This window comes from Burkholderia sp. AU39826 (genome assembly GCF_020419965.1).
GTDB lineage: Bacteria > Pseudomonadota > Gammaproteobacteria > Burkholderiales > Burkholderiaceae > Burkholderia > Burkholderia semiarida.
Map to the genome: position 1 here is coordinate 47,862 of NZ_JAIZQG010000005.1, position 19,203 is coordinate 67,064.

Sequence of the window (19,203 nt, forward strand, 5' to 3'; positions counted from 1 at the left end):
GTCAGCTCGCCGCGGCCGTCGACGCGCGCATGATCAGCCGGGGCTCGAACGTCGAATAGCTCGCGTCGGTGCGCCCGGCGAGCGCGTCGATCAGCTTCTGCATCGCGAGCTCGCCCATGTTCTCGCTCTGGATGTCGACGGTCGTCAGCGCGGGCGCCGCGTATGCGCCGTACGGCACGTTGTCGATGCCGGCGACGGACACGTCCTGCGGCAGCCGGAAGCCGAGCGACGCGGCCTCCTTCATGAAGCCGAGCGCGATCAGGTCGTTGTAGCAGATCACGGCCTGCGGGCGCTGCGGCCCGAGCATCACGCGCGAGCACGCGCGCTCGCCGGCCTCGGCGGTCGGTGCGTGCGCGTCGTGCACGTCGAGCGTGAGCCCTGCTTCGGCGAGGCAGTCGCGCGCGCCCTGGATCCGTTCGTCGTTCACGCGCGCGGTGCCGAAGCCGAGATATGCGATGCGCGTGTGGCCGAGGTTGAGCAGGTGACGCGCGAGCATGTAGGTCGACAGCCGGTTGTCGATGCCGACGCTCGGAATCGGCAGGCCGGGGCTGCGACGCAGCAGCACGAGCGGCTTGTTGAGGTCGAGCATCCAGCCGGCTTCCTCGTCGGGCATCCGCGTGCTGACGATCAGCCCGTCGACGCGCTGCGCGAGCGCCTCGATCAGCGAGCGTTCGCGCGTCTGGTTCTCCTCGGTGTCGACGAGCAGCAGCGTGTAGTCGTGTTGCAGCGCGACGCGGTTCGCGCCTTTCACGACGTTCGTGAAGTGCGGGTTGCTGATGTCGAGGATCACGAGGCCGATGGTGCGCGTGCGGCCGGTGATCATCGAACGCGCGAGCGGGTTCGATCGGTAGCCGAGCCGCTCGATGGCTTCCTTCAGCCGTGCCTCGACGGTCGGCGAGAAGCGCTGCGTGCCGTTCACGTACTTCGATACCGTCGCGACCGACACGCCGGCTTCCGCGGCCACGTCGCGGATCGTCGGGGAAACTTTTTTCATCCGAAGGGTAACGTTTTCGTTCGATAACGCCGGATTGTGGCAGAAAAAGCCCGCGCGCGGCCGGCCGCCGATATCGGGAAAATGCGGATGGCCGCGAACAGGTCCGACCATTGACGTTCGGCGCGGCGCCCGCGTATAGTTGGAAAACGTTTTCCGGTTTAGATCAGATCCAAGGAGATTCGATGAACGCCTCATCCACCGCCGCGCGCAAACCGTTCGGCCGCCTGCTGCTGACGGGCGCGGCCGGCAACCTCGGCCGCCAGTTGCGCGGCGCGCTCGCCGACTGGGCCGACGTCGTGCGCGTCAGCGACATCGCGGCGCTCGGCGACGCGGCCGCCCATGAAGAGCTCCGGGTCGTCGATCTGGCCGATCGGCCGGCCGTGATGCAGCTCGTCGAAGGCGTCGACGCGATCGTCCATCTCGGCGGCATTTCCGTCGATGCGCCGTTCGACGATCTGGTCGGCGCGAACATCACCGGCACGTACAACCTGTACGAAGCCGCGCGCAAGCACGGCGTGAAGCGCGTCGTGTTCGCGAGCTCGAACCATGCGATCGGTTTCCATCCGGTCACCGAAGTGCTCGATGCCGATGCGCCGCTGCGCCCGGACAGCCTGTACGGCGTGACGAAATGCTTCGGCGAATCGCTGTCGCGCTACTACTTCGACCGCTTCGGGATCGAAACCGTATGCCTGCGGATCGGCTCGTCGTTCGAGGTGCCGAAGAATCCACGCATGCTCGTCACGTTCCTCAGCTATCGCGATTTCATCGAGCTCGTGCGCTGCTCGCTGCTGACGAACCGCGTCGGGCACGCGATCGTCTACGGTGCGTCGGACAACCCGGTGAAGTGGTGGGACAACACGAAGGTCGGCTTCCTCGGCTTCCGCCCGCGCGACAGCTCCGAGCAGTTCGCCGGGCTGTTCCCGGTGACGGCGCCGACCGCCGAGTACGATGATCCCGCGCAGCGGTTCCAGGGCGGCGGGTTCGTCGTCGGCGAGCCGATGGAGCGCAAGGTGTCGTAAGCGCTGCCGGCGTCGCCGGCGTCAATCGTCAACGCAGGATATCGGTCGCCTTGTGCCGTTCGTCGACACCGTCGATCAGGATCAACGGGCCGCTCGCGTGGCGTGCGCGCAGCGGCTGGATCTGCCGGTACGCATCCGAGTCGTACCACGCGCGCGCCGCGTCGAGATCGGGAAACGCGATCGCGATCAGGTCGCCGCGCCACACGCCTTCGCGCACTTCGGGCCGTGCGCCGTGAATCACGAAATGGCCGTCGTACGGCGCGAGCGTGCCGTCGATCCGTTCGAGGTATTCGACGATGTCGTCGCACATCTCGACGTCGTGCAGGTGGGCGATGGCGTAGGCGGTCATGGCGGGCTCCTTGGCGGGATGCGGTGCGTGAGTCGATGGGGCCATGATCGCGGCGCGGGCGGCGCGCGTCGATTACCTGCGACGTAAGCAAATCGCGACAACCGCGCCGTGTCGCGCTTCAGGTCGCGAGCGCATCGATCGATGGACGACGCGACGCAATCCCGCGGCACACTCCATCACGCCCGCTTGCGCGCAGGCCGCACGACGGGCGCCGGTTCCAGCGGCTCGCTGGCCTGCTCGCACAGCCGGTCGAGCATCCGCTGCGCGGCGCCCGTGCAATCCTCGCCGGCCGGCTTGTTTTCGATCGCGTCGATCAGCGTTTCCAGATGCTGCCGGTTCTGCGCGAGACGCCGTTCGAGCAGCGCGATTTCATCGACCTTATGCCGCAGCGCGACCAGCAGTTCGTCGTGCGGCCATGCGCCGAGATCCGGCGGCAGCACCGCGCGGATTTCGTCGAGCGAGAAGCCCGCGCACTGCGCGCGATCGATGATCGCGAGCCGCGTCAACGCTTCCGGCCCGTATTCCCGATAACCGTTCGCCTGCCGGCGGGCCGGTTCGAGCAGGCCGCTCGCCTCGTAGAAGCGGATGCGCGACGCCGCGAGGCCGCTCGCCTTCGCCAGTTCGCCGATTTTCATGGTGGGCTCCAAAAGGGCTTGACCTTAAAGTTGACTTTAAAGTTATCGTGGGCCATCGTCAATCGAGGATGTTCCACCATGAATCTGTTTGCGCCCCTCACACTGCCCAACGGGGCGGTGATTCCGAACCGTCTGGCCAAGGCCGCGATGGAAGAAAACATGGCCGATGCGGACCACGCGCCGTCCGACGCGTTGCTGCGCCTGTACCAGGCGTGGGCCGACGGTCAGGTCGGCCTGATCCTGACCGGCAACGTGATGGTGGACGGCCGCGCGATGACGGGGCCGAACGGCGTCGTGCTCGAAAGCGACGCGCATCTCGATCGCTTCCGCCGCTGGGCGCAGATCGCGCGCTCGGGCGGTGGACACGTGTGGATGCAGATCAATCACCCTGGGCGCCAGATGCAGGCGGCGCTCGGCCAGACGACGCTTGCACCGTCGGCCGTGCCGCTCGCGCTTGGCGCGCTGTCGAAGCAGTTTCCGGTGCCGAAGGAAATGACCGCAGCCGATATCGCCGACGTGCGGCAGCGCTTCGTGCGCGCCGCGCAGCTCGCCGAGCAAAGCGGCTTCACCGGCGTGCAGGTGCACGCGGCGCACGGCTATCTGCTGAGCCAGTTCCTGTCGCCGCTGACGAACCGCCGGCAGGATCAATGGGGCGGCAGCATCGAGAATCGCGCGCGCCTGCTGCTCGATATCGTGAAGGCGGTGCGCGCGGCGGTGTCGCCGGCCTTCGTCGTCGCGGTGAAGCTGAACTCGGCGGATTTCCAGCGCGGCGGCTTCAGCGCGGACGACGCGAAGCGCGTGGTCGAACTGCTGAATCCGCTCGGCGTCGATCTCGTCGAACTGTCGGGCGGCAGCTATGAAGTGCCGGCGATGCAGGGCGAGGCGCGCGATGGGCGTACGCTCGCGCGCGAAGCGTATTTCCTCGAATTCGCGCGCGACATCACCGCCGTCGCGCGGATGCCGCTGATGGTCACGGGCGGGATCCGCCGCCGTGCGGTGGCCGAGCAGGTGGTGGACAGCGGCGTGGCGATGGTCGGCATCGCGACCGCGCTGTCGATCGACCCGAACCTGCCGCGCGACTGGCGCGCCGGCAAGGACAGCGCGCCGGTGTTGCAGCCGATCCGCTGGAAGAACAAGGCGCTGGGCGCGCTGGCGAACATGGCCGTCGTCAAGTTCCAGCTCGCGCGGCTCAGCGAAGGGCGCCGCACGCACCCGCGGGTGTCGCCGTTGCGCGCGCTGGTGCGGGAGCAACTGGCCGCGCAGTGCCAGACGCGGCGCTACCGGAAGTGGATGGCGGGCCCGCGTGCGTGACGGGCGCCTCCGGATTGGCGGCGGCGATGCCGAAGGCTGACCGGCACGCCGCCGCGCCCGTGCCGCCTTGCACGTTGCGCGGCGGCGTGCGCGCTCAGAAGCGGTAGTTCGCCAGCACCTCGAACCGCCGGTCGTTGCCGAGCAGATACTGCGTCTCGTTGTAGTACGCGGACTGCACGTAGCGGCGATTGAACACGTTGTACGCGCGCGCGGTGATCGTCGTGTCCTTGCGCGGCTTCCACGCGAGGCCGAGATCGACGGTCGTGTACGACGGCATCACGAGCTGGTTCGCGGTATCGGCGAACCGCTTGCCCACGTACTTGACGCCCGCGATGCCCGTCCAGTCTGGCGCGAAGCGCCAGCTCACCCACAGGTTCGCGAGCCGCTGCGGCACCGACACCGGCACGTTGCCCGCGCGCGACACGGTCGCGCCGCCTGACGACTGCTGGAAATCGTCGTATTTCGCGCGCAGGATCGACACGTTCGCATCGACGCGCCAGTCCTTCGCGATCTCCGCGCCGACCGTCGCCTCCAGCCCGCGCGACGACTGCTGGCCGACCTGGATCGACTGGTTCGGGTTCACCGGGTCGACCGTCAGCAGGTTGCTCTTGACGATCCGGTACGCGGCGAGCGTCCATTCGGCCTTGCCGTCGAGGAACGACTGCTTGACGCCGATCTCGATCTGCCGGCCGGTCGCGAGCGTGAAGTTCGCCTTCGATGCATTCAGCGACAGCAGCGAGCTGACCGGATCGGCCGCGACCGAGTACTGGCCGTACACGGCGAGGCCGGGCCGCACGTCGTACACGGTGCCGATGCGCCAGCCGGTATTCGCGAACACCTTCGTGAATGCGCCGCCGTTCACGAGATCGTCGCGGTTCACGCTTGCATGGTCGTAGCGCAGCCCGCCGATCACCGACCAGCGCGGCGTGATCTCGAGCCGGTTCTCCGCGAACAGCGCGTACTGGTTCGACTGGCTGCGGTACTTCGGAAACGTGCCGGCCGTATTGATGAAACGGCCCGGATCGAAGTCGAACGGATCGACCGTCGACGTGCCCGCATACGGCGAGTTGTTGTCGTGCTGGAACGTCGTGTGGTTGAACTCGACGCCCGCCGAAAACGTGTTGCGCATCCCGAGCAGCACACTGCCGACGGTGGCCGTCGTCACGTTGCCGTACTGCTCCTGGTCGTGAAAGATCTCGGTGTAGCTGCTGCGCCGGACTTGCGCGCTCGACGGCAGATACGTGTAGTACTCCGCATCCTTCCAGTGACGGTTGCTCTTCATCCGGTACAGCGTGCTCGTCACGTTCAGGCCGTCGCTCGGCTGCCAGTTCGCCGATACGGTGGCCCAGCTGTCGCGGAACGCGATGTCGGCGTCGCCGACGTTGTAGTTCTTCTTGTCGAGCGCACGATCGCGCGCACCGTTGACGAGCGGCACGCCGAAATACTGCATCGGATGCATGAAGCCCTGCGCGTACGATGCCGTCACGTACAGGTCGGGCGTCACGTCGTAGCGCAGCGCGCCGGAGACCGACAGGTTGCGCGAATTGCCGCGATCGACCCAGTTGGACGATCGGTTGCCGCTGATGTCGAAGCGGTACGACAGCTTGTCGTTGATCGCGCCGCCGCTGCCGAACGCGGCGCGCGCCGTACCCTCGGTGCCGCCGCCGATTTGCAGTTCGTTGCGGATCGGCGTGCGCGTCGGCTTCTTCGGGACGATGTTGACCACGCCGCCGATCGCGCCTTCGCCGTAGATCACCGAGGCGGGGCCGCGCAGCACGTCGATATGGTCGACCGACCACGTGTCGAACGGGAACGTGACGCCAATCGCGCCGTACGGGCGCACGCCGTCGTACAGCTGCGTGACCGACGACGCGCCGACGAAGCCGCGCGCGGCGAGCTCCGAGTTGCCGTTGCCCGGATGCGGCGACGCGCTGATGCCGGCGGCGCGGCTCACGGCGTCGATGATCGAGCTGTCGCCGCGCGTGTCGAGTGTCGCGCGGCTGATCTGTTCGACGCTCGCGGGCGTTTCGAGCGGCGACAGCCCGAGATGGCTGCCGGTGTCGAGCGGTTGCGTCAGGGCGGGCGACTTCTGCGCGTCGACGCGAATCGGTGCGAGCGTGGCGCCGGTGCCGTCAACGCCACTTTCCTGTGCCTGCCCGGCCGGCGACAGCGCCGCGAGCACGGCAGCAGGCAGCATCAATCTGAACTTCATTGTTTCGGGTTCCTTCGAATGGGGGAAGCGCTTGCATCGATCACGCCGCGGCGGCAGCCGCGCGGCCGAACAGCAGCCGGTCGATCAACCAGACCGCGACGATCGTCAGCCCCATCAACGGGAAGACGATGCCGAGCAGCACGAGCCCGGCGATCCAGCCGCGCATCGGCGGCGTGCCGCGTTCGCGCGACGGTGCGCCGAGCGTCCCGGCCGGGCGGCGCTTCCACCACATCACGGTACCCGTGACGGCCATCGCGGCCAGCCCGAGCGACAGCACCGCGCAGATGATCTGGTTCGCGAGCCCGAAATATCGGCCCATGTGCAGCGACGTGCCGTACGACACGGCTCGCGCTACCGCGCCGTAGTCGTCATAGCGGATGTCCTTCAAGACGGCACCGCTGTACTGGTCGACGTAGATCGTGCGTTCGGCCTTCGGGTCGGCCGGAAAGTACGACGCGGTGAACACGCCGTCCGCGCCGGACGGCAGCGCGAGCGTGTAGCCGCTCGTCACGCCGAGGCCGGCGACGATCGCGATCGCGCGGGCCAGCGGCAGCGGCGCGGGCGTCGGCGCGGACGGCGAATGCGGCACGGGCACGTTGCCGACCGCCCACGGCGTCTGCGGCAACGGCAGGTCGTCCATCACCATTCCCGGCATCGCTTCGCCGGAATCGTGGTGATGGCCGGACGGCGCGGCCGCCTGCGCACGCGCGGTCTCGGGCGTCGCTGCGGCGCCGGGGCGCGTCGAGCGCACCGATGCACCGCCCCACGCGCCTTCCGGCGCGCCGAGGTTCACGGTCGCGGCGAGCGCCTTGAAGTTCTTGCCCCACGAGCCCGACCACGGCAGCCCGGACAGGATGAACGCGATCGTGCCGGCCGCGAGCCAGATACCGGCCGTCGCGTGAAGGCTCTTCCACAGCGGCCGGCCGCGCAGCGACAGGTCGGGCCGCAGCGCGCGCCCGACGCGTGCCGCGCCGCGCGGCCACCACAGCGCGATGCCGGTGCCGATCATCACGAAGGTCCAGCACGCGACGAGTTCCATCAGCAACTCGCCGGTCTTGCCGAGCAGCAGCTTGCGATGCAGCATTCGGTCGACCTGCATGAAGCGGTTCTCGACGCTGAGCGTGCCGAGCACGCTGCCGTCGTACGGGTTCACGTACACGCTCTCGCGGCTGCCGTCGCGCAGCCGGAAAACGTACTCGGCGCTGCGATCCGGCGCGGTGGCGACCTGCACGGAAATCGGCGTCGCGCCGGCCGGCATCGCGGTGCGGGCGCGGGCGAGCAGCGTGTCGGCATCGAGTCGCGGCGTCGCGCGCGGCTCGACGATCAGCCGATGCGGATACAGCAGCGGCTCGATCTGCGGCTGGAAGCAATAGAGCGTGCCCGTGATCGCGAGGATCACGAGGAACGGCATCACGAACAGGCCGGCATAGAAATGCCAGCGCCAGAGCGTCCGGTAACCGGCGCTGGCGGAACGGGCGGGCGAGATGGCCCGATCGACGGTGGTCGACATGGTGTGAACTCCTCGGGTTCGTCGAGCGGCGGGAGCGGCGCGGGCCGGCCGCCGTCGACGTGCGTCACACCCGCGTGCGTGCATCGCCGCAGGCAGGCGGCGCGGCCCGCCGCGCAAACGGTGCGCGGGGCGGCGTCGCCCGCGCGAGGCGGGCATGCGAGTGAACGCGTGAATCAGGTCGGGTGAAATGAACGGCGTGAACGCGCATGCACGTCGACGTGCACGCGCCACGGGGCGGAACGTTCAGCAGAACAGAGGAGGCGCGTGGGAGGGCGGGCGATCGTCGAATATCGATCGCACGAAAGGAAGGCTGTCGAATTGAACGCGGAAGCGCCGCGGCGGCGCCGCGGGGAACAGCAGCACCAGCAGCACGAACGATGCGAGCGCGGTGAACAGCGCGGCGCCGAATGCGCACAGGCCGTCGCCGTGGCCGGAGGGCGCGGCCTTGTCGGCGTGCGCGTCATGCTCGAGCGCGTCGACGAGCGCGCGCGCATCGTTGGCCGGCGTGATCGGCGCGCTCGCGTCGAAGCGGGCGGCCAGCGCGGCGCTCGTGACGATCAGCGGGCCTTGGCCGGAACACAGCACCACCGAGCCCGCATCCGGACCGTCCGGATCGAGCATCACGGCGCCCGACATCAGCGCGCGGGACAGCAGCGTCACGAGGAGGAACCCCCACAGCAACTGTCGCGCGACGCCTGGCCGGAGCAGGAAGCGGCGAAGTGCGTTCATGGCGCGCGATTGTACCTCCGTTTGCGCGGAGGGGCAGGCGGGCCGTGCGTGTGCGTGGGGCGAATCACGCATGGCCGGCGTGGCCGCACCGGTCGTGCGCGGCCTCCGGCCGGTTGCGCCGGCTCACACCGGATACGCGTCGTCGACCTTCAGGTTCGCGAGCCGGAACAGCGTGCGCAGCGTCTGCGGATGAATGTCGCGGTGCGCGGCGAGCGACGTCAGCATGAAGTCGAGCACCTTCGCGTAGCGGAGCAGCACGAGGCAGCGTGCGAGATCGGGCGCGCGGCCGCGCATGTCTTCGGCGAGCGTGACCATTTGCGTCGACAGCGTGCGCGCCATCTCGAGTTCCATCTGCTGTTTTTCGGTCCAGTCGGGCAGCGGCTGTTCGAGCACCTTCGCGAGGAAGAGCTGGAACGACGAATCGGACGAGTTGGGCTGCGCATCCATGAAGAGCCTCGTTGCGTGTGCGTATCGTACGGGCGGATCCGTGGAGCGCCCGAGGGTGAATCATGTCCGCGCGGTATGGGGCGCGGCTTCTGCCCGAACGGAATGCAGATTCCGTACCAGCGCCGCCGAACGATTGTTGAGTAATGTTGAGACGCGATCCGGCATCGGTCGGCGAGTCCCGCCGGGACTGGATCGCGCAGGTGATCGACGAGGGTGTCTACGGGCGGGAGGTGGGCGGACCCGGGCGCCCGACGCGGCGCGACGATGCGAAATGCTTCATGTATGTAACGTAACGCGGACCTCGGGCGGGCCGCGCGTATCTGCCGGCGAACGGCCGGCATCGCGCGTGCCGTGCGGTTGCGCCACGCCCGCCGTGCGTCCGCTGCCGGGAAACGTCTGCATGGCGCGTGTGCCGCCGCGTCGCGCGAACCGGCGGCGCGCGCGCCGGTTGTTTCAAAACAGAGACGGTCCGGCGCGCGGCAATCGGTTGCATGGTCACGCAACTGGCCCAGCGAATCGCCGCGCAATTGTCCATGGGCACACGGTGCGGGTTTGCCGACAATCTCCCGATCATCTCCCGAGGTGCGACATGAACGCCCACGCCTTCTTCTCCGCCAACCTGCTGCTTGCCTACACCGCCTATTTCATCGGCACGGCCAGCCCCGGCCCCAGCAATCTCGCGATCATGTCGGTCGCCGCGAACCAGGGCCGCAAGGCGGCGCTCGCGTTCGCGCTCGGCGTGATTTCGGGGTCGATGTTCTGGGCAACGGTGGCGGCGCTCGGCGTCTCGGCCGCGCTGCTCGCGTGGTCGAAGCTGCTGGTCGCGATCAAGGTGTTCGGCGGGCTGTACCTGCTGTGGCTCGCGTTCAAGTCGGGGCGCATGGCGCTGTCGGGCCCGCCGGCTGCAACCGCCAACGCGGCGCGCGAGCAGCGGCTGTCGCGTTTCTACGTGCGCGGCGCGATGCTGCACCTGACCAATCCGAAGGCGATCCTCGTGTGGGTGTCGATCGTCGCGCTGTCGTCGAACGGCGCGGGCGGCGCGCACGGCGCCGTCGTGCCGGGCTGCCTCGCGATCGGCTGCGTGGTGTTCGGCGGCTACGCGCTGGTGTTCTCGATGGACGGTGCGCGCCGGCTGTACGTGCGCGGGCGGCGTGCGATGGAAGCGTGTCTGGCCGTCGTGTTCGGCGTGGCGGGCGTTCGGCTGCTGGCGACGAACGTTTAGCCGTGCAGCGTGTGCCGGAGCCTGCGCCGCACCGGCGTGCGACGGAGGCTCCGGCATCGGTCAAGCCGGCTTCAGAAAATGAAGCCCGTATTGATGAACTTCGAGTGGTGATCCGACACGATCGAGTCGAGCAACTGCTTGCTGCTGTCGGTCTGCTTCGCCGCGACCATCGAGCGAATCGAGAACGCGCGCAGCGCGTCGCTCACCGACAGCGTGCCTTCCGCCGAATCCTTGCGCCCCGCGAACGGGAACACGTCGGGCCCGCGCTGGCACTGACAGTTGATGTTCACGCGGCACACCTGGTTCACGAGCGGATCGACGAGCGCGCCGATCTGCGCCGGATCGGAACCGAAGATGCTGACCTGCTGGCCGTGCTCCGACGTCGTCACGTAGTCGAGCGCGGTATCGACGTCGTCGAACGGCGCGACCGGAATGATCGGCCCGAATTGCTCCTCGCGGTACAGCTTCATCCCTTCGGACACCGGATACACGACGGCCGGGTAGAACAGCGTCTTGCTGAACTCGCCGCCCTGGTGGTTGACGACCCGCGCGCCCTTCGCCTTCGCGTCGTCGATCGCGTCGGTCATGTACGCGGTGCGATGCATGCCCGGCAGCGGCGTGATGCTGACGCCCTTTTCCCACGGCATGCCGATCTTCAGCTGTTCGAGCGCGGCGGTGAAGCGCTTCAGGAATTCGTCGACGATCGAGCGATGCACGAGCAGCATCTTCAGCGCGGTGCAGCGCTGGCCGTTGAACGACAGCGCGCCGAGCAGGCACTCCTTCACGGTGAGGTCGAGATCGGCGTCGGGCAGCACGATCGCCGCGTTCTTCGCGTCGAGGCCGAGGATCGCGCGCAGCCGGTGCGACTTCGGGTGCTGCTTCTTCAGGTGATCGGCGACCTTGCTCGAGCCGATCAGCGCGAGCACGTTGATCTTGCCCGACGCGAGCATGTGCGGCACGACCACCGCGCCCGGTGCGTAGATCGTGTTGATCACGCCCTTCGGGAACGCGTCGCGGAACGCCTCGAGCAGCGGTTCGAACAGCAGCGTGCCGTACTGCGGCGGCTTGAACACCACGGTGTTGCCCATCAGCAGCGCGGGGATCAGCGTCGCGAAGGTTTCGTTCAGCGGATAGTTGTACGGGCCCATGCACAGCACGACGCCGAGCGGCGTGCGGCGGATCTGGCCGATCGTGCCTTCCGCGATCACGAAGCGCGAGTTCGCGTTGTCGAGCTCCTTCAGCGCGTCGATCGTCTGCGTCATGTAGGTGACGGTGCGGTCGAACTCCTTCTGCGAATCGGCGAGGCTCTTGCCGATCTCCCACATGATCAGGTTCACGACGAGTTCGCGCTGCGCGACCATCCGTTTGATGAAGTCCTGCATGCACGCGATGCGCTGCTCGACCTTCATCGTCGGCCACTCGCCGCGGCCGGCGTCGTACGCGCGCACCGCGGCGTCGAGCGCCGCGTCGCTTTCCGTTTCGCCCATCACCGGGTAGCTGCCGATCTCGACCTGCTCGACGCTGCCGTCCGCCTGCCGCACGCATACCGGCGACAGCACGGTCTTGGTGGCGCCGTCCCACGGTCGCAATTCGCCGTCGACGAGCGACACGCGCTGGTGGATCGGCGAAGCCAGCCGGAATTCGGCGGGAATCTCTTGTAACGCGGGAAACAGGTGCTGCAGGGAGGCGGAATCGGGCATGACGGTCTCGTTTGACGGGGTGTCCGGGAAGGACGGGCGATGCGAATCCTGAGCGGAATGATCCTCGATCCTGAATCGGCATCATGACGCGCACGCGGCTGCACGTCACGCGCCAATGTGGCCGATCCGGCGAATGGAACCAGTTCCATTTAAAAGGAACGCCGCAGCGAATGCAACAACGCGGAATCACGTCGCAATTACCGCAAGTATTTCGAAAGACTGTTTCCGAATCGCCGGCATAGCCGTGCGGGTGCAATCGCAAACGTTTTACTTCGGCCGAATTGAGCGGATAATGGCGCGACGCGGTGAGGAAAAAAATGCAGTGAACCTGAGAGCAGACGCAGTGAAGAACAGAAGAAGATCCGCCGCGCCGCCGATACGAGGTCGGCTGCCCGGAGCGCCGGGTCGGGGTTGCCCGGTCCGGCGCGCACCGGACGATTGAATCCGTCGCGCCTGCTTGTCTCGATCCTTCGTGATCCTCTCCAGCTTCTCCATCGCCGTATCCCGAATCCCGCCTTTTACCGATCGTCGCCACACGAGACGAGCGATTCAATTCTTTCGTTTACATTACGAATCAAGCCGCTCGACGGCCTGAAACGGAAAGGTATTCGTCAGGAATACAGAGCGCGCTCCACGTCCGCGTTGCAGGCAGGCGACATGCCGCAAATTAATTAAAAACACGAATCATTCTCGTTTATTATTTCGCCGCATTACGAGCCGTGACCGGACGTCACGGCTTTTTTCGTGCCGGGCGCGCGGCCGGCGTGCCCCGTTCGCCGCTTTCTTCACTACCTCTACGTTCACGATGAAACTCAACAAGAGCGCGTGCCATGCGCTTCTGATCGCCACGTCGCTGGCCGGCGCCCGCACTTCGTTTGCGCAGGCGAGCGACGCCGCGGCGACCCTGCCCGCGATTTCCGTCAACGCGGCCGCCGAGCATGCGTCGTACGACGGCGGCCATTCGCGCGCGGCGACCAAGACCGACATGTCGCTGATGGACGTGCCGCAGACCGTGAACGTCGTGCCGCACGCGGTGATCGAGGATCAGAACGCGACGTCGCTGCAGGACGCGTTGCGCAACGTGCCGGGCGTCGGCTTCTCGGTCGGCGACGGCCAGCGCGACCAGATCACGATCCGCGGCTTCAACAGCATCACGGACCAGTACGTCGACGGCATTCGCGACGACGCGCTCTACTACCGCGACCTGTCGAACGTCGATCGCGTGGAGGTGCTGAAGGGGCCGGCGGCCGTGCTGTACGGGCGCGGCTCGGCGGGCGGCATCGTGAACCGCGTGCTGAAGCGGCCGCAGGCGAACCCGGTGAACGACGTGGGCGTGACGCTCGGCACGCGCGGCGAGCGGCGCGGCGAGTTCGACCTCGGCTGGAACGCGAACGACGCAGCGCGCTTTCGCATGACCGGCGCGGCCGAGAATTCGAACAGCTTCCGCGACAAATTCCAGCTCAACCGGCAGGCGATCGCGCCGTCCGCGCAGTTCAAGCTCGACAGCGACACGGTGCTGAACGTCGAATTCGACTACCTGCACGACCGCCGCACGTCCGACCAGGGGATTCCCGCGTATCGCGGCCGGCCGGTCGACGTGCCGATCAACACGTACTACGGGTCGGCCGACGGCGGGAACAGTTCGTACAACGACGTCTCCGCGAAAAGCGCGACGGTGTCGCTCGATCACCGCTTCAACGATTCGCTGTCGTTTCACGGCGCGATCCGCGCGTACGACTTCTCGCTCGAGCGGAAGAACTACGTGACGTACGAGCCGATCAAGACCGCTGCACACCCGGTCGTCACGCTCGACCAGTCGACGCGCCAGCGCACCGACCACGGCATCGACGGGCTGTTCGAGCTCACGCAGAAGACGTCGCTGTTCGGCATGCGCCACGAGCTGCTGTACGGGCTGGAGCTGTCGCAGCAGCAGAAGTTCGACACGATCTACAGCGTGACGAAGGTCGCGAACTACGATCTCTTCAATCCGCAGCCGGTCGTCCTGCCCGGCGTGCCGATCGGCGCGCGTGCGAAGACGAACGCGTCGACCGTCGTCGGGCTCGCGGGCGTGTACGCGCAGGACCTGATCTCGCTGACCGAACACTGGAAGGTGCTCGCCGGCCTGCGCTTCGACTACCTGAACCAGATCCGCCACGACTACACGTCGTCGAACGTCAATCTCGACCGCACCGATCACGCGTGGAGCCCGCGTGTCGGCCTGATCTACGAACCGCTCGACTGGCTCACGCTGTACGGGTCGTTCAGCCAGTCGTTCTCGCCGCTGGCCGACACGCTGATCAGTTCCGGCGCGTTCTCGAACGGCGCCGCGCTCGCGCCGCAGAAGACCACCGCGTATGAAGTCGGCTCGCGCTTCGACCTTGGCGGCAAGGCGACGGCCAGCGTCGCGCTGTTCGACATGCGCCAGACCAACCAGCAGATCGGCGACCCGGCGAATCCCGGCTATGCGCTGCCGATCGGCACGCAGCACGTGCGCGGGATGGAGCTCGGCTTCACCGGCGAGATCGCGCCGAAGTGGTCGGTGTATGCGGGTTACGCGTACCTGAACGGCACGGTGGACGGTTCCGCGCAATCGACGGCGGCCGGCCTCTCGCTGTCGAGCAACACGCCGGGGCTGATGCCGCGCCACAGCGCGAACCTGTGGCTCAAGCGCGAGCTGCCGTACGGTTTCTATGCGGCGGCCGGCATGCAGTTCCAGTCGGCGCGCTATACGTCGGCGAGCGATCTCGTCACGCTGCCGTCGTTCACGGTGTTCAACCTGGGCGCAGGCTATCGCAGCAAGAAGGTCGACGTGACGCTCACGCTCGACAACCTGTTCAATCGCCGCTACTTCATCGCCGCGCACGGCAACGCGGACCTGTACAACATGCCGGGCGATCCGCGCACGCTGACCGCCACGGTGAAGTGGCACATGTAACGCACGCGGTGCGCGACAATGCGGGTCTTCGTCACGACGACCCGCGCCCCTGACTGCCCATGATCCGCCACACGATCGATGTATCGAGCCTGACCGGCCGCGCCCGCGCGCTGTTTCTATCGTTGCTGGTATGCGGCCCGGTCGCGGCCGGTGCGCAGACGATCGCGGCGGATGCCGAGCCGGGGTGCCACGCGATGCATGTCGACCGGACGATCACGCTGTCGGGGCGCTACGCGCTCGACTACGGCGACGAATCGCTCGGGTCGGACGTGTGGTTCGAAGAGGACGATGCGTCCGCCCGGCGCTTGCCTGATCGCTCGCAACGCGCGGGCGTGATCGTTTTCACGAACCAGCGCGAGGCGGCCCGCGGGCTGCGGCTGCCCGCGGCGCAGCCGCGCGGCGTATGCCGGTTCGACGGGCGCGCAACGCTCGTGATTCGCGATCTGGAGACCGCGTGCCCGGGGCTGGAAACGCCCGATCGCGCGCGGCTGCTGAGGGTCGTGGCAGCCGACGTGCCGGCGCGGCACGCCTGCGGCGCCACCGCGCCATGACGCCGGCGCGGCGGCGCCCTTACTCGACGTCCTCGTCGTCCGCCTCGTCGGCGTCGTGCGCGTCGCGCTCGGGCGCCGCATACGCGCTTGCCTGTTCGAGCAGCCACCCGCGAAACGATTCCAGCGGCTTGCTGTGGCTGAACTCCGTCGGATACACGAGGTAGTACGCCGAATCGCCGACGGTGGCCGCATCGCACGGTACGACGAGGCCGAGCTGCTGCAACTGTTCCTCGACGAAGAACTTCGGCACGAGCGCGACGCCGAGCCCGGCCGCCGCCGCGCTGATCAGCATCGTATGCAATTCGTAGCGCACGCCCTGCATCGTGCGGATGTCCTCGACGCCGTGCGTCTCGAACCACTGCGCCCACGCGCCGGGGCGCGTGGTCGAGTGCAGCAGCGGATACGCGAGCAGATCCTCGACGCGCTCGACGGGCCCCTTCAGCAGCGCGGGGGAGCAGATCGGCACGACTTCCTCGCCGAACAGGTAGTCGGACGACGTGCCGGGCCAGGTCGGCTTGCCGTAGTGGATCGCGGCTTCGAAGTGCGTGTCCTCGAACGAGAACAGGTCGGTGCGGCTGCCCATGTTCACGCGCACGTCGGGCGTGCGGTCGTAGAAGCTCTTGATGCGCGGGATCAGCCAGTGCGACGCGAAGGTCGGCAGCACCGCGAGTTCCAGGTAGCCGCCGCCGCTGCCGTGCGCGATGATCGACAGCGTGTCGCGGTCGAGCGCCTCCAGCGCGCGCCGCACCTGCGTGCCGTACAGCTTGCCGGCGCGCGTCAGCACGACGCGCTGCTTCACGCGCGCGAACAGCCGCACGCCGAGGCTCGCTTCGAGCGTCGCGATCTGCCGCGACACGGCGCTTTCGGTCAGGAACAGCTCCTTGGCCGCGTGCGTGAAGCTCTCATGGCGGGCGGCGGCTTCGAAGGCCACGAGCGCACCCATGTTGGGGATCTTGAATTTGCGCATGATGCTCGTTTTGTCTGATGGACGGAGCCGCCCGACGCCGGGGCGAAATGCCGGCGAAGAACAATCGATAATTCCAAAAACTCATCACATATCAATTTAATCTCGCTTTACGCGCCGTTGCAACCCTTTGAATAATGCTTGCCATGCAAGGTCAGGCGCCCGTGGGCGGCCGGCCGACGAGTGGCCGGCGCGCTTGCCGGCGGGTCCCCCGAGACGAGAATCCCGATGCGCAATCCGAATATCGACAGCTTGCTGACGAAGCTGCTGGGACAGGCGAAGACCGACGCCCTGTTCTCGACCCTGAACATGCCGGCCATCCTCGAGGAGTGGGAGGACGGCGTCGTGACGCGCGCGGAAATCGCGCAGGCGATGAACATGGCGCTGTTCGAAGGGCTGCTCGAGCGTTCGGCGAACGGCCGCGCGTACACGGCCGACGCGATCGAAAGCGGCGGCTCCGTCTATTTCGACCACGGCGCGCTACGCACGGTGCGCTGGCCGCATACGGGCGCGCTGCCGCCGGGCGAAGCCGCATTCACGCGTATCCTGCGTCCGCTCGGCTTCCGGCTGAACGGCCGTTATCCGCTCGACAAGCTCGGCATGACGGGCCGCGCGTACGCGCATGAAGACGCGCCGGACGAAATCGCGCAGTTCTTCGTCAGCGAACTGCATCCGGAGCGCTTTTCGAAGGAATTCCAGCAGGCCGTGACGAACGTGGTCAGCTCGTCGCGCGACCCGCTGTCGCCGGCGGCCGTCGCGCTGCTGTGGGAGGTCGAGCGCGAAGGCTGGCTGCCGCTGGAAGCCGCGCACGCGCTGCTGCCGGAAATCGTCGGCGCGTTCGCGCGTCAGCACGACGTGCCGAACGAACTCGACTACGAGACGCTGCTGATGGAATCGGCGGAAATGGCGTGGATCGCGACCGAGGGCAATGCGTTCAATCACGCGACGGACCGCGTCGCCGACGTGTTCAAGCTGTCCGACGACGAGAAGGCGAAGGGCCGACCGATGAAGCCGGAAGTCGAGCGCTCGCGCTCGGGCCGCGTGTTCCAGACGGCCTATCGCGCGGATACCGTCGAGCGAGAGTTCCGCACGCGCGACGGCGGCACCGTGAAGCGCAACGTGCCCGGTTCGTTCTACGAGTTCATCACGCGCAAGCGCACGTTCGACCAGGCGTCGCGTCGCTGGGTGACCGACCTGCGCTTCGATGCGGGCAACGCGCAGGGCATCTTCAAGATGACGGCGAACGCGGCGAAGTAAGCGCTTCGCGTCGCGCGGCAGGGAGGAAAGCAGAAGGGCCGGCGGCTGGTTTCAGCCGCCGGCCCGTTTGCGTCGACGGGGCGTCGCGTGCGTCAGAACAGGTGCGTGACCAGATAAAACAGCACCAGCAGCCCGATCGGTACGCCGAGCAGCCATGCGATCAGATATTTGCCCATGTCGTTGTCCTCCTCGTGGCCGCGACGCGGCGTGCGTCGCGGCAGGGTGAGACGACTGGCGCGTTACAGCTCGCGGTCGAATTCCTTCAATTGCTTCTCGGCTTCGTCGCGGGCGATCCCGTAACGCTCCTGGATCTTGCCGGCCAGATAGTCGCGATTGCCTTCCGCAACCGCGAGATCGTCGTCGGTCAGCTTGCCCCACTTGGCCTTCAGCTTGCCGGTGAGCTGCTTCCACTGGCCCTGGATCTTGTCCTCGTTCATCGTGTACTCCTTTCATAAGGGGAGAAAAGTGCGGCGCTCGGCCGCGGGGTAGCTCAGGCCTTCGCCTTCAGGCCGGACGCGTCGACGTGCTTCACGCCCTTGATCGCGCGGGTGACGGCGATGGCCTTCTTCACGGCGGTCTTCGTCTGCAGCACGCCCGTCAGCGTGACGACGCCGTCCACCGTCTTCACGCTGATGTCAGTGCTTTCCACGCCCTTGGTGGTCGCGAGTTCACTCTTTACCTTGGTCGTGATCCACGTGTCGGTGACAGGCTGGTTCGATTCGGTCGCCATGCCGCTGTCGGTCGACGATGCCTGGGCATGCGCGTTCGTGAGCGGGGCCGCGGAAAGCAGGAACGCCGCGCTGACGGCGAGCAGGGTCGAAAGGTGCGAGGTCTTGTTCATTGATGTCCTCCTTCGATTGGCGGGTTGAATCAATCGGTGGGCGAGCACGGATCGTTCCCGTGCATTCCGGCCCATGGCGCGGCTTAGCGCGCGATCGGCGTGTCGTAACCGGGCTCGCGCGGCGGCATGTCCGGGCGCGGCACGTCGGGCGGCAGCGGCACCGGCGGATCGGTGCCCGGCGCCGGTTCGGGCGGATTGTCCGGGGCCGGCTCGGGCCGCGTCGGATCGGGTGTCTGATGCAATTCCATCCTGGTGTCCTCCCTCTGCGGTATGAAAGGGCAGCGCATGAGCGCCGATGCAGTACCAGCGTACCGACGCGAACGCGGGCGGACATCGCGCAAATTCACCGGGTGGGCTAGTGCGTTTGCACCGGGGGACGGAACACACGGGCGGGAACGGCACATGCACCACGACCCGGGCAACCCGCCGTGGCGGGCGCGCAGGCCGCGCCGCCTCGTTCGGCGGGGCGCCGCACGATCGGCGGCGGCGTGCGAATGTACTATTCGGGGTAGTGCATCCGCGCCTGT

At 67.4% G+C, this 19,203-nt stretch carries 18 protein-coding genes; 6 read left to right on the plus strand and 12 right to left on the minus strand.

Translation table 11 applies throughout. The features are described from left to right. Nucleotide 1 precedes the first annotated feature (1 nt). On the minus strand, nucleotides 2–1,105 hold the full coding sequence (locus LGM42_RS12840; protein ID WP_226232361.1) for a LacI family DNA-binding transcriptional regulator: 1,104 nt from the start codon (nucleotides 1,103–1,105) through the stop codon (nucleotides 2–4). Nucleotides 1,106–1,176: 71 nt separating this feature from the next. On the opposite strand from LGM42_RS12840, the gene LGM42_RS12845 reads away from it, so the two are divergent. Continuing rightward, a complete protein-coding gene (locus LGM42_RS12845; RefSeq protein WP_060316022.1) occupies nucleotides 1,177–2,013 on the plus strand; it encodes an NAD-dependent epimerase/dehydratase family protein in 837 nt (278 codons plus the stop codon). 28 nt (nucleotides 2,014–2,041) lie between these two features. Here the strand turns inward: LGM42_RS12845 and LGM42_RS12850 are convergent, their stop codons facing one another. Both LGM42_RS12850 and LGM42_RS12855 read right to left on the minus strand, forming a co-directional pair. Next, nucleotides 2,042–2,362 carry a DUF1330 domain-containing protein gene (locus LGM42_RS12850; RefSeq protein ID WP_059579788.1) on the minus strand — a complete coding sequence of 107 codons (321 nt, stop codon included), beginning with the start codon at nucleotides 2,360–2,362 and terminating at the stop codon, nucleotides 2,042–2,044. Between the two features lie 176 nt (nucleotides 2,363–2,538). Beyond that, complete coding sequence (locus LGM42_RS12855) at nucleotides 2,539–2,997, minus strand: MerR family transcriptional regulator (RefSeq protein WP_059579790.1); 459 nt, start codon at nucleotides 2,995–2,997, stop codon at nucleotides 2,539–2,541. Between the two features lie 78 nt (nucleotides 2,998–3,075). On the opposite strand from LGM42_RS12855, the gene LGM42_RS12860 reads away from it, so the two are divergent. Beyond that, complete coding sequence (locus tag LGM42_RS12860) at nucleotides 3,076–4,308, plus strand: NADH:flavin oxidoreductase/NADH oxidase family protein (RefSeq protein WP_104013151.1); 1,233 nt, start codon at nucleotides 3,076–3,078, stop codon at nucleotides 4,306–4,308. 94 nt (nucleotides 4,309–4,402) lie between these two features. Here LGM42_RS12860 and LGM42_RS12865 read toward each other — a convergent pair whose 3' ends face one another. The 4 genes from LGM42_RS12865 to LGM42_RS12880 all read right to left on the minus strand — a co-directional run bounded on the left by LGM42_RS12865 (nucleotide 4,403) and on the right by LGM42_RS12880 (nucleotide 9,206). Beyond that, the gene (locus LGM42_RS12865) at nucleotides 4,403–6,520 is read right to left on the minus strand and encodes a TonB-dependent receptor (RefSeq protein ID WP_226232362.1); all 2,118 of its coding nucleotides are present in this window, start codon (nucleotides 6,518–6,520) and stop codon (nucleotides 4,403–4,405) included. A 40-nt stretch (nucleotides 6,521–6,560) separates the two neighbouring features. Beyond that, the gene (locus tag LGM42_RS12870; protein ID WP_226232363.1) at nucleotides 6,561–8,030 is read right to left on the minus strand and encodes a PepSY-associated TM helix domain-containing protein; all 1,470 of its coding nucleotides are present in this window, start codon (nucleotides 8,028–8,030) and stop codon (nucleotides 6,561–6,563) included. A gap of 243 nt (nucleotides 8,031–8,273) precedes the next feature. After that, a complete protein-coding gene (locus LGM42_RS12875) occupies nucleotides 8,274–8,759 on the minus strand; it encodes a hypothetical protein (protein WP_226232364.1) in 486 nt (161 codons plus the stop codon). A gap of 123 nt (nucleotides 8,760–8,882) precedes the next feature. Then, on the minus strand, nucleotides 8,883–9,206 hold the full coding sequence (locus LGM42_RS12880; protein WP_034205546.1) for a hypothetical protein: 324 nt from the start codon (nucleotides 9,204–9,206) through the stop codon (nucleotides 8,883–8,885). 589 nt (nucleotides 9,207–9,795) lie between these two features. Between LGM42_RS12880 and LGM42_RS12885 the strand changes: the two genes are divergently transcribed. Next, nucleotides 9,796–10,428 (plus strand): LysE family translocator, encoded by a 633-nt coding sequence (locus LGM42_RS12885; RefSeq protein ID WP_059579804.1) that lies wholly within the window; start codon nucleotides 9,796–9,798, stop codon nucleotides 10,426–10,428. A gap of 71 nt (nucleotides 10,429–10,499) precedes the next feature. Here LGM42_RS12885 and LGM42_RS12890 read toward each other — a convergent pair whose 3' ends face one another. After that, nucleotides 10,500–12,128, minus strand: a complete 1,629-nt coding sequence (locus LGM42_RS12890; RefSeq protein ID WP_226232365.1) for an NADP-dependent glyceraldehyde-3-phosphate dehydrogenase — start codon at nucleotides 12,126–12,128, stop codon at nucleotides 10,500–10,502. 805 nt (nucleotides 12,129–12,933) lie between these two features. Between LGM42_RS12890 and LGM42_RS12895 the strand changes: the two genes are divergently transcribed. Continuing rightward, nucleotides 12,934–15,063 carry a TonB-dependent receptor gene (locus LGM42_RS12895; protein ID WP_226232366.1) on the plus strand — a complete coding sequence of 710 codons (2,130 nt, stop codon included), beginning with the start codon at nucleotides 12,934–12,936 and terminating at the stop codon, nucleotides 15,061–15,063. Between the two features lie 59 nt (nucleotides 15,064–15,122). Further along, nucleotides 15,123–15,614, plus strand: a complete 492-nt coding sequence (locus LGM42_RS12900; protein WP_226221647.1) for a hypothetical protein — start codon at nucleotides 15,123–15,125, stop codon at nucleotides 15,612–15,614. Between the two features lie 19 nt (nucleotides 15,615–15,633). On the opposite strand, the gene LGM42_RS12905 is transcribed toward LGM42_RS12900, so the two are convergent. Next, nucleotides 15,634–16,581 carry a LysR family transcriptional regulator gene (locus LGM42_RS12905; RefSeq protein ID WP_060315994.1) on the minus strand — a complete coding sequence of 316 codons (948 nt, stop codon included), beginning with the start codon at nucleotides 16,579–16,581 and terminating at the stop codon, nucleotides 15,634–15,636. Between the two features lie 225 nt (nucleotides 16,582–16,806). Between LGM42_RS12905 and LGM42_RS12910 the strand changes: the two genes are divergently transcribed. Continuing rightward, a complete protein-coding gene (locus tag LGM42_RS12910) occupies nucleotides 16,807–17,835 on the plus strand; it encodes a DUF1338 domain-containing protein (protein WP_060315991.1) in 1,029 nt (342 codons plus the stop codon). 239 nt (nucleotides 17,836–18,074) lie between these two features. Here the strand turns inward: LGM42_RS12910 and LGM42_RS12915 are convergent, their stop codons facing one another. The 3 genes from LGM42_RS12915 to LGM42_RS12925 form a co-directional block, all read right to left on the minus strand. Beyond that, nucleotides 18,075–18,272 carry a CsbD family protein gene (locus tag LGM42_RS12915; protein ID WP_059579817.1) on the minus strand — a complete coding sequence of 66 codons (198 nt, stop codon included), beginning with the start codon at nucleotides 18,270–18,272 and terminating at the stop codon, nucleotides 18,075–18,077. Between the two features lie 53 nt (nucleotides 18,273–18,325). Continuing rightward, on the minus strand, nucleotides 18,326–18,676 hold the full coding sequence (locus LGM42_RS12920) for a BON domain-containing protein (protein ID WP_059579819.1): 351 nt from the start codon (nucleotides 18,674–18,676) through the stop codon (nucleotides 18,326–18,328). An 83-nt stretch (nucleotides 18,677–18,759) separates the two neighbouring features. Next, entirely contained in the window at nucleotides 18,760–18,924 is a 165-nt protein-coding gene (locus tag LGM42_RS12925) for a hypothetical protein (protein ID WP_180278224.1), read from the minus strand. Between the last annotated feature and the right edge of the window lie 279 nt (nucleotides 18,925–19,203).

What these genes read in the sequence shown, in the direction of transcription:
- LGM42_RS12840 (WP_226232361.1), bottom strand. Translation starts at nt 1,105, where the DNA reads ATGGTCGGACCTGTTCGCGGCCATCCGCATTTTCCCGATATCGGCGGC.
- LGM42_RS12845 (WP_060316022.1), top strand. Translation starts at nt 1,177, where the DNA reads ATGAACGCCTCATCCACCGCCGCGCGCAAACCGTTCGGCCGCCTGCTG.
- LGM42_RS12850 (WP_059579788.1), bottom strand. Translation starts at nt 2,362, where the DNA reads ATGACCGCCTACGCCATCGCCCACCTGCACGACGTCGAGATGTGCGAC.
- LGM42_RS12855 (WP_059579790.1), bottom strand. Translation starts at nt 2,997, where the DNA reads ATGAAAATCGGCGAACTGGCGAAGGCGAGCGGCCTCGCGGCGTCGCGC.
- LGM42_RS12860 (WP_104013151.1), top strand. Translation starts at nt 3,076, where the DNA reads ATGAATCTGTTTGCGCCCCTCACACTGCCCAACGGGGCGGTGATTCCG.
- LGM42_RS12865 (WP_226232362.1), bottom strand. Translation starts at nt 6,520, where the DNA reads ATGAAGTTCAGATTGATGCTGCCTGCTGCCGTGCTCGCGGCGCTGTCG.
- LGM42_RS12870 (WP_226232363.1), bottom strand. Translation starts at nt 8,030, where the DNA reads ATGTCGACCACCGTCGATCGGGCCATCTCGCCCGCCCGTTCCGCCAGC.
- LGM42_RS12875 (WP_226232364.1), bottom strand. Translation starts at nt 8,759, where the DNA reads ATGAACGCACTTCGCCGCTTCCTGCTCCGGCCAGGCGTCGCGCGACAG.
- LGM42_RS12880 (WP_034205546.1), bottom strand. Translation starts at nt 9,206, where the DNA reads ATGGATGCGCAGCCCAACTCGTCCGATTCGTCGTTCCAGCTCTTCCTC.
- LGM42_RS12885 (WP_059579804.1), top strand. Translation starts at nt 9,796, where the DNA reads ATGAACGCCCACGCCTTCTTCTCCGCCAACCTGCTGCTTGCCTACACC.
- LGM42_RS12890 (WP_226232365.1), bottom strand. Translation starts at nt 12,128, where the DNA reads ATGCCCGATTCCGCCTCCCTGCAGCACCTGTTTCCCGCGTTACAAGAG.
- LGM42_RS12895 (WP_226232366.1), top strand. Translation starts at nt 12,934, where the DNA reads ATGAAACTCAACAAGAGCGCGTGCCATGCGCTTCTGATCGCCACGTCG.
- LGM42_RS12900 (WP_226221647.1), top strand. Translation starts at nt 15,123, where the DNA reads ATGATCCGCCACACGATCGATGTATCGAGCCTGACCGGCCGCGCCCGC.
- LGM42_RS12905 (WP_060315994.1), bottom strand. Translation starts at nt 16,581, where the DNA reads ATGCGCAAATTCAAGATCCCCAACATGGGTGCGCTCGTGGCCTTCGAA.
- LGM42_RS12910 (WP_060315991.1), top strand. Translation starts at nt 16,807, where the DNA reads ATGCGCAATCCGAATATCGACAGCTTGCTGACGAAGCTGCTGGGACAG.
- LGM42_RS12915 (WP_059579817.1), bottom strand. Translation starts at nt 18,272, where the DNA reads ATGAACGAGGACAAGATCCAGGGCCAGTGGAAGCAGCTCACCGGCAAG.
- LGM42_RS12920 (WP_059579819.1), bottom strand. Translation starts at nt 18,676, where the DNA reads ATGAACAAGACCTCGCACCTTTCGACCCTGCTCGCCGTCAGCGCGGCG.
- LGM42_RS12925 (WP_180278224.1), bottom strand. Translation starts at nt 18,924, where the DNA reads ATGGAATTGCATCAGACACCCGATCCGACGCGGCCCGAGCCGGCCCCG.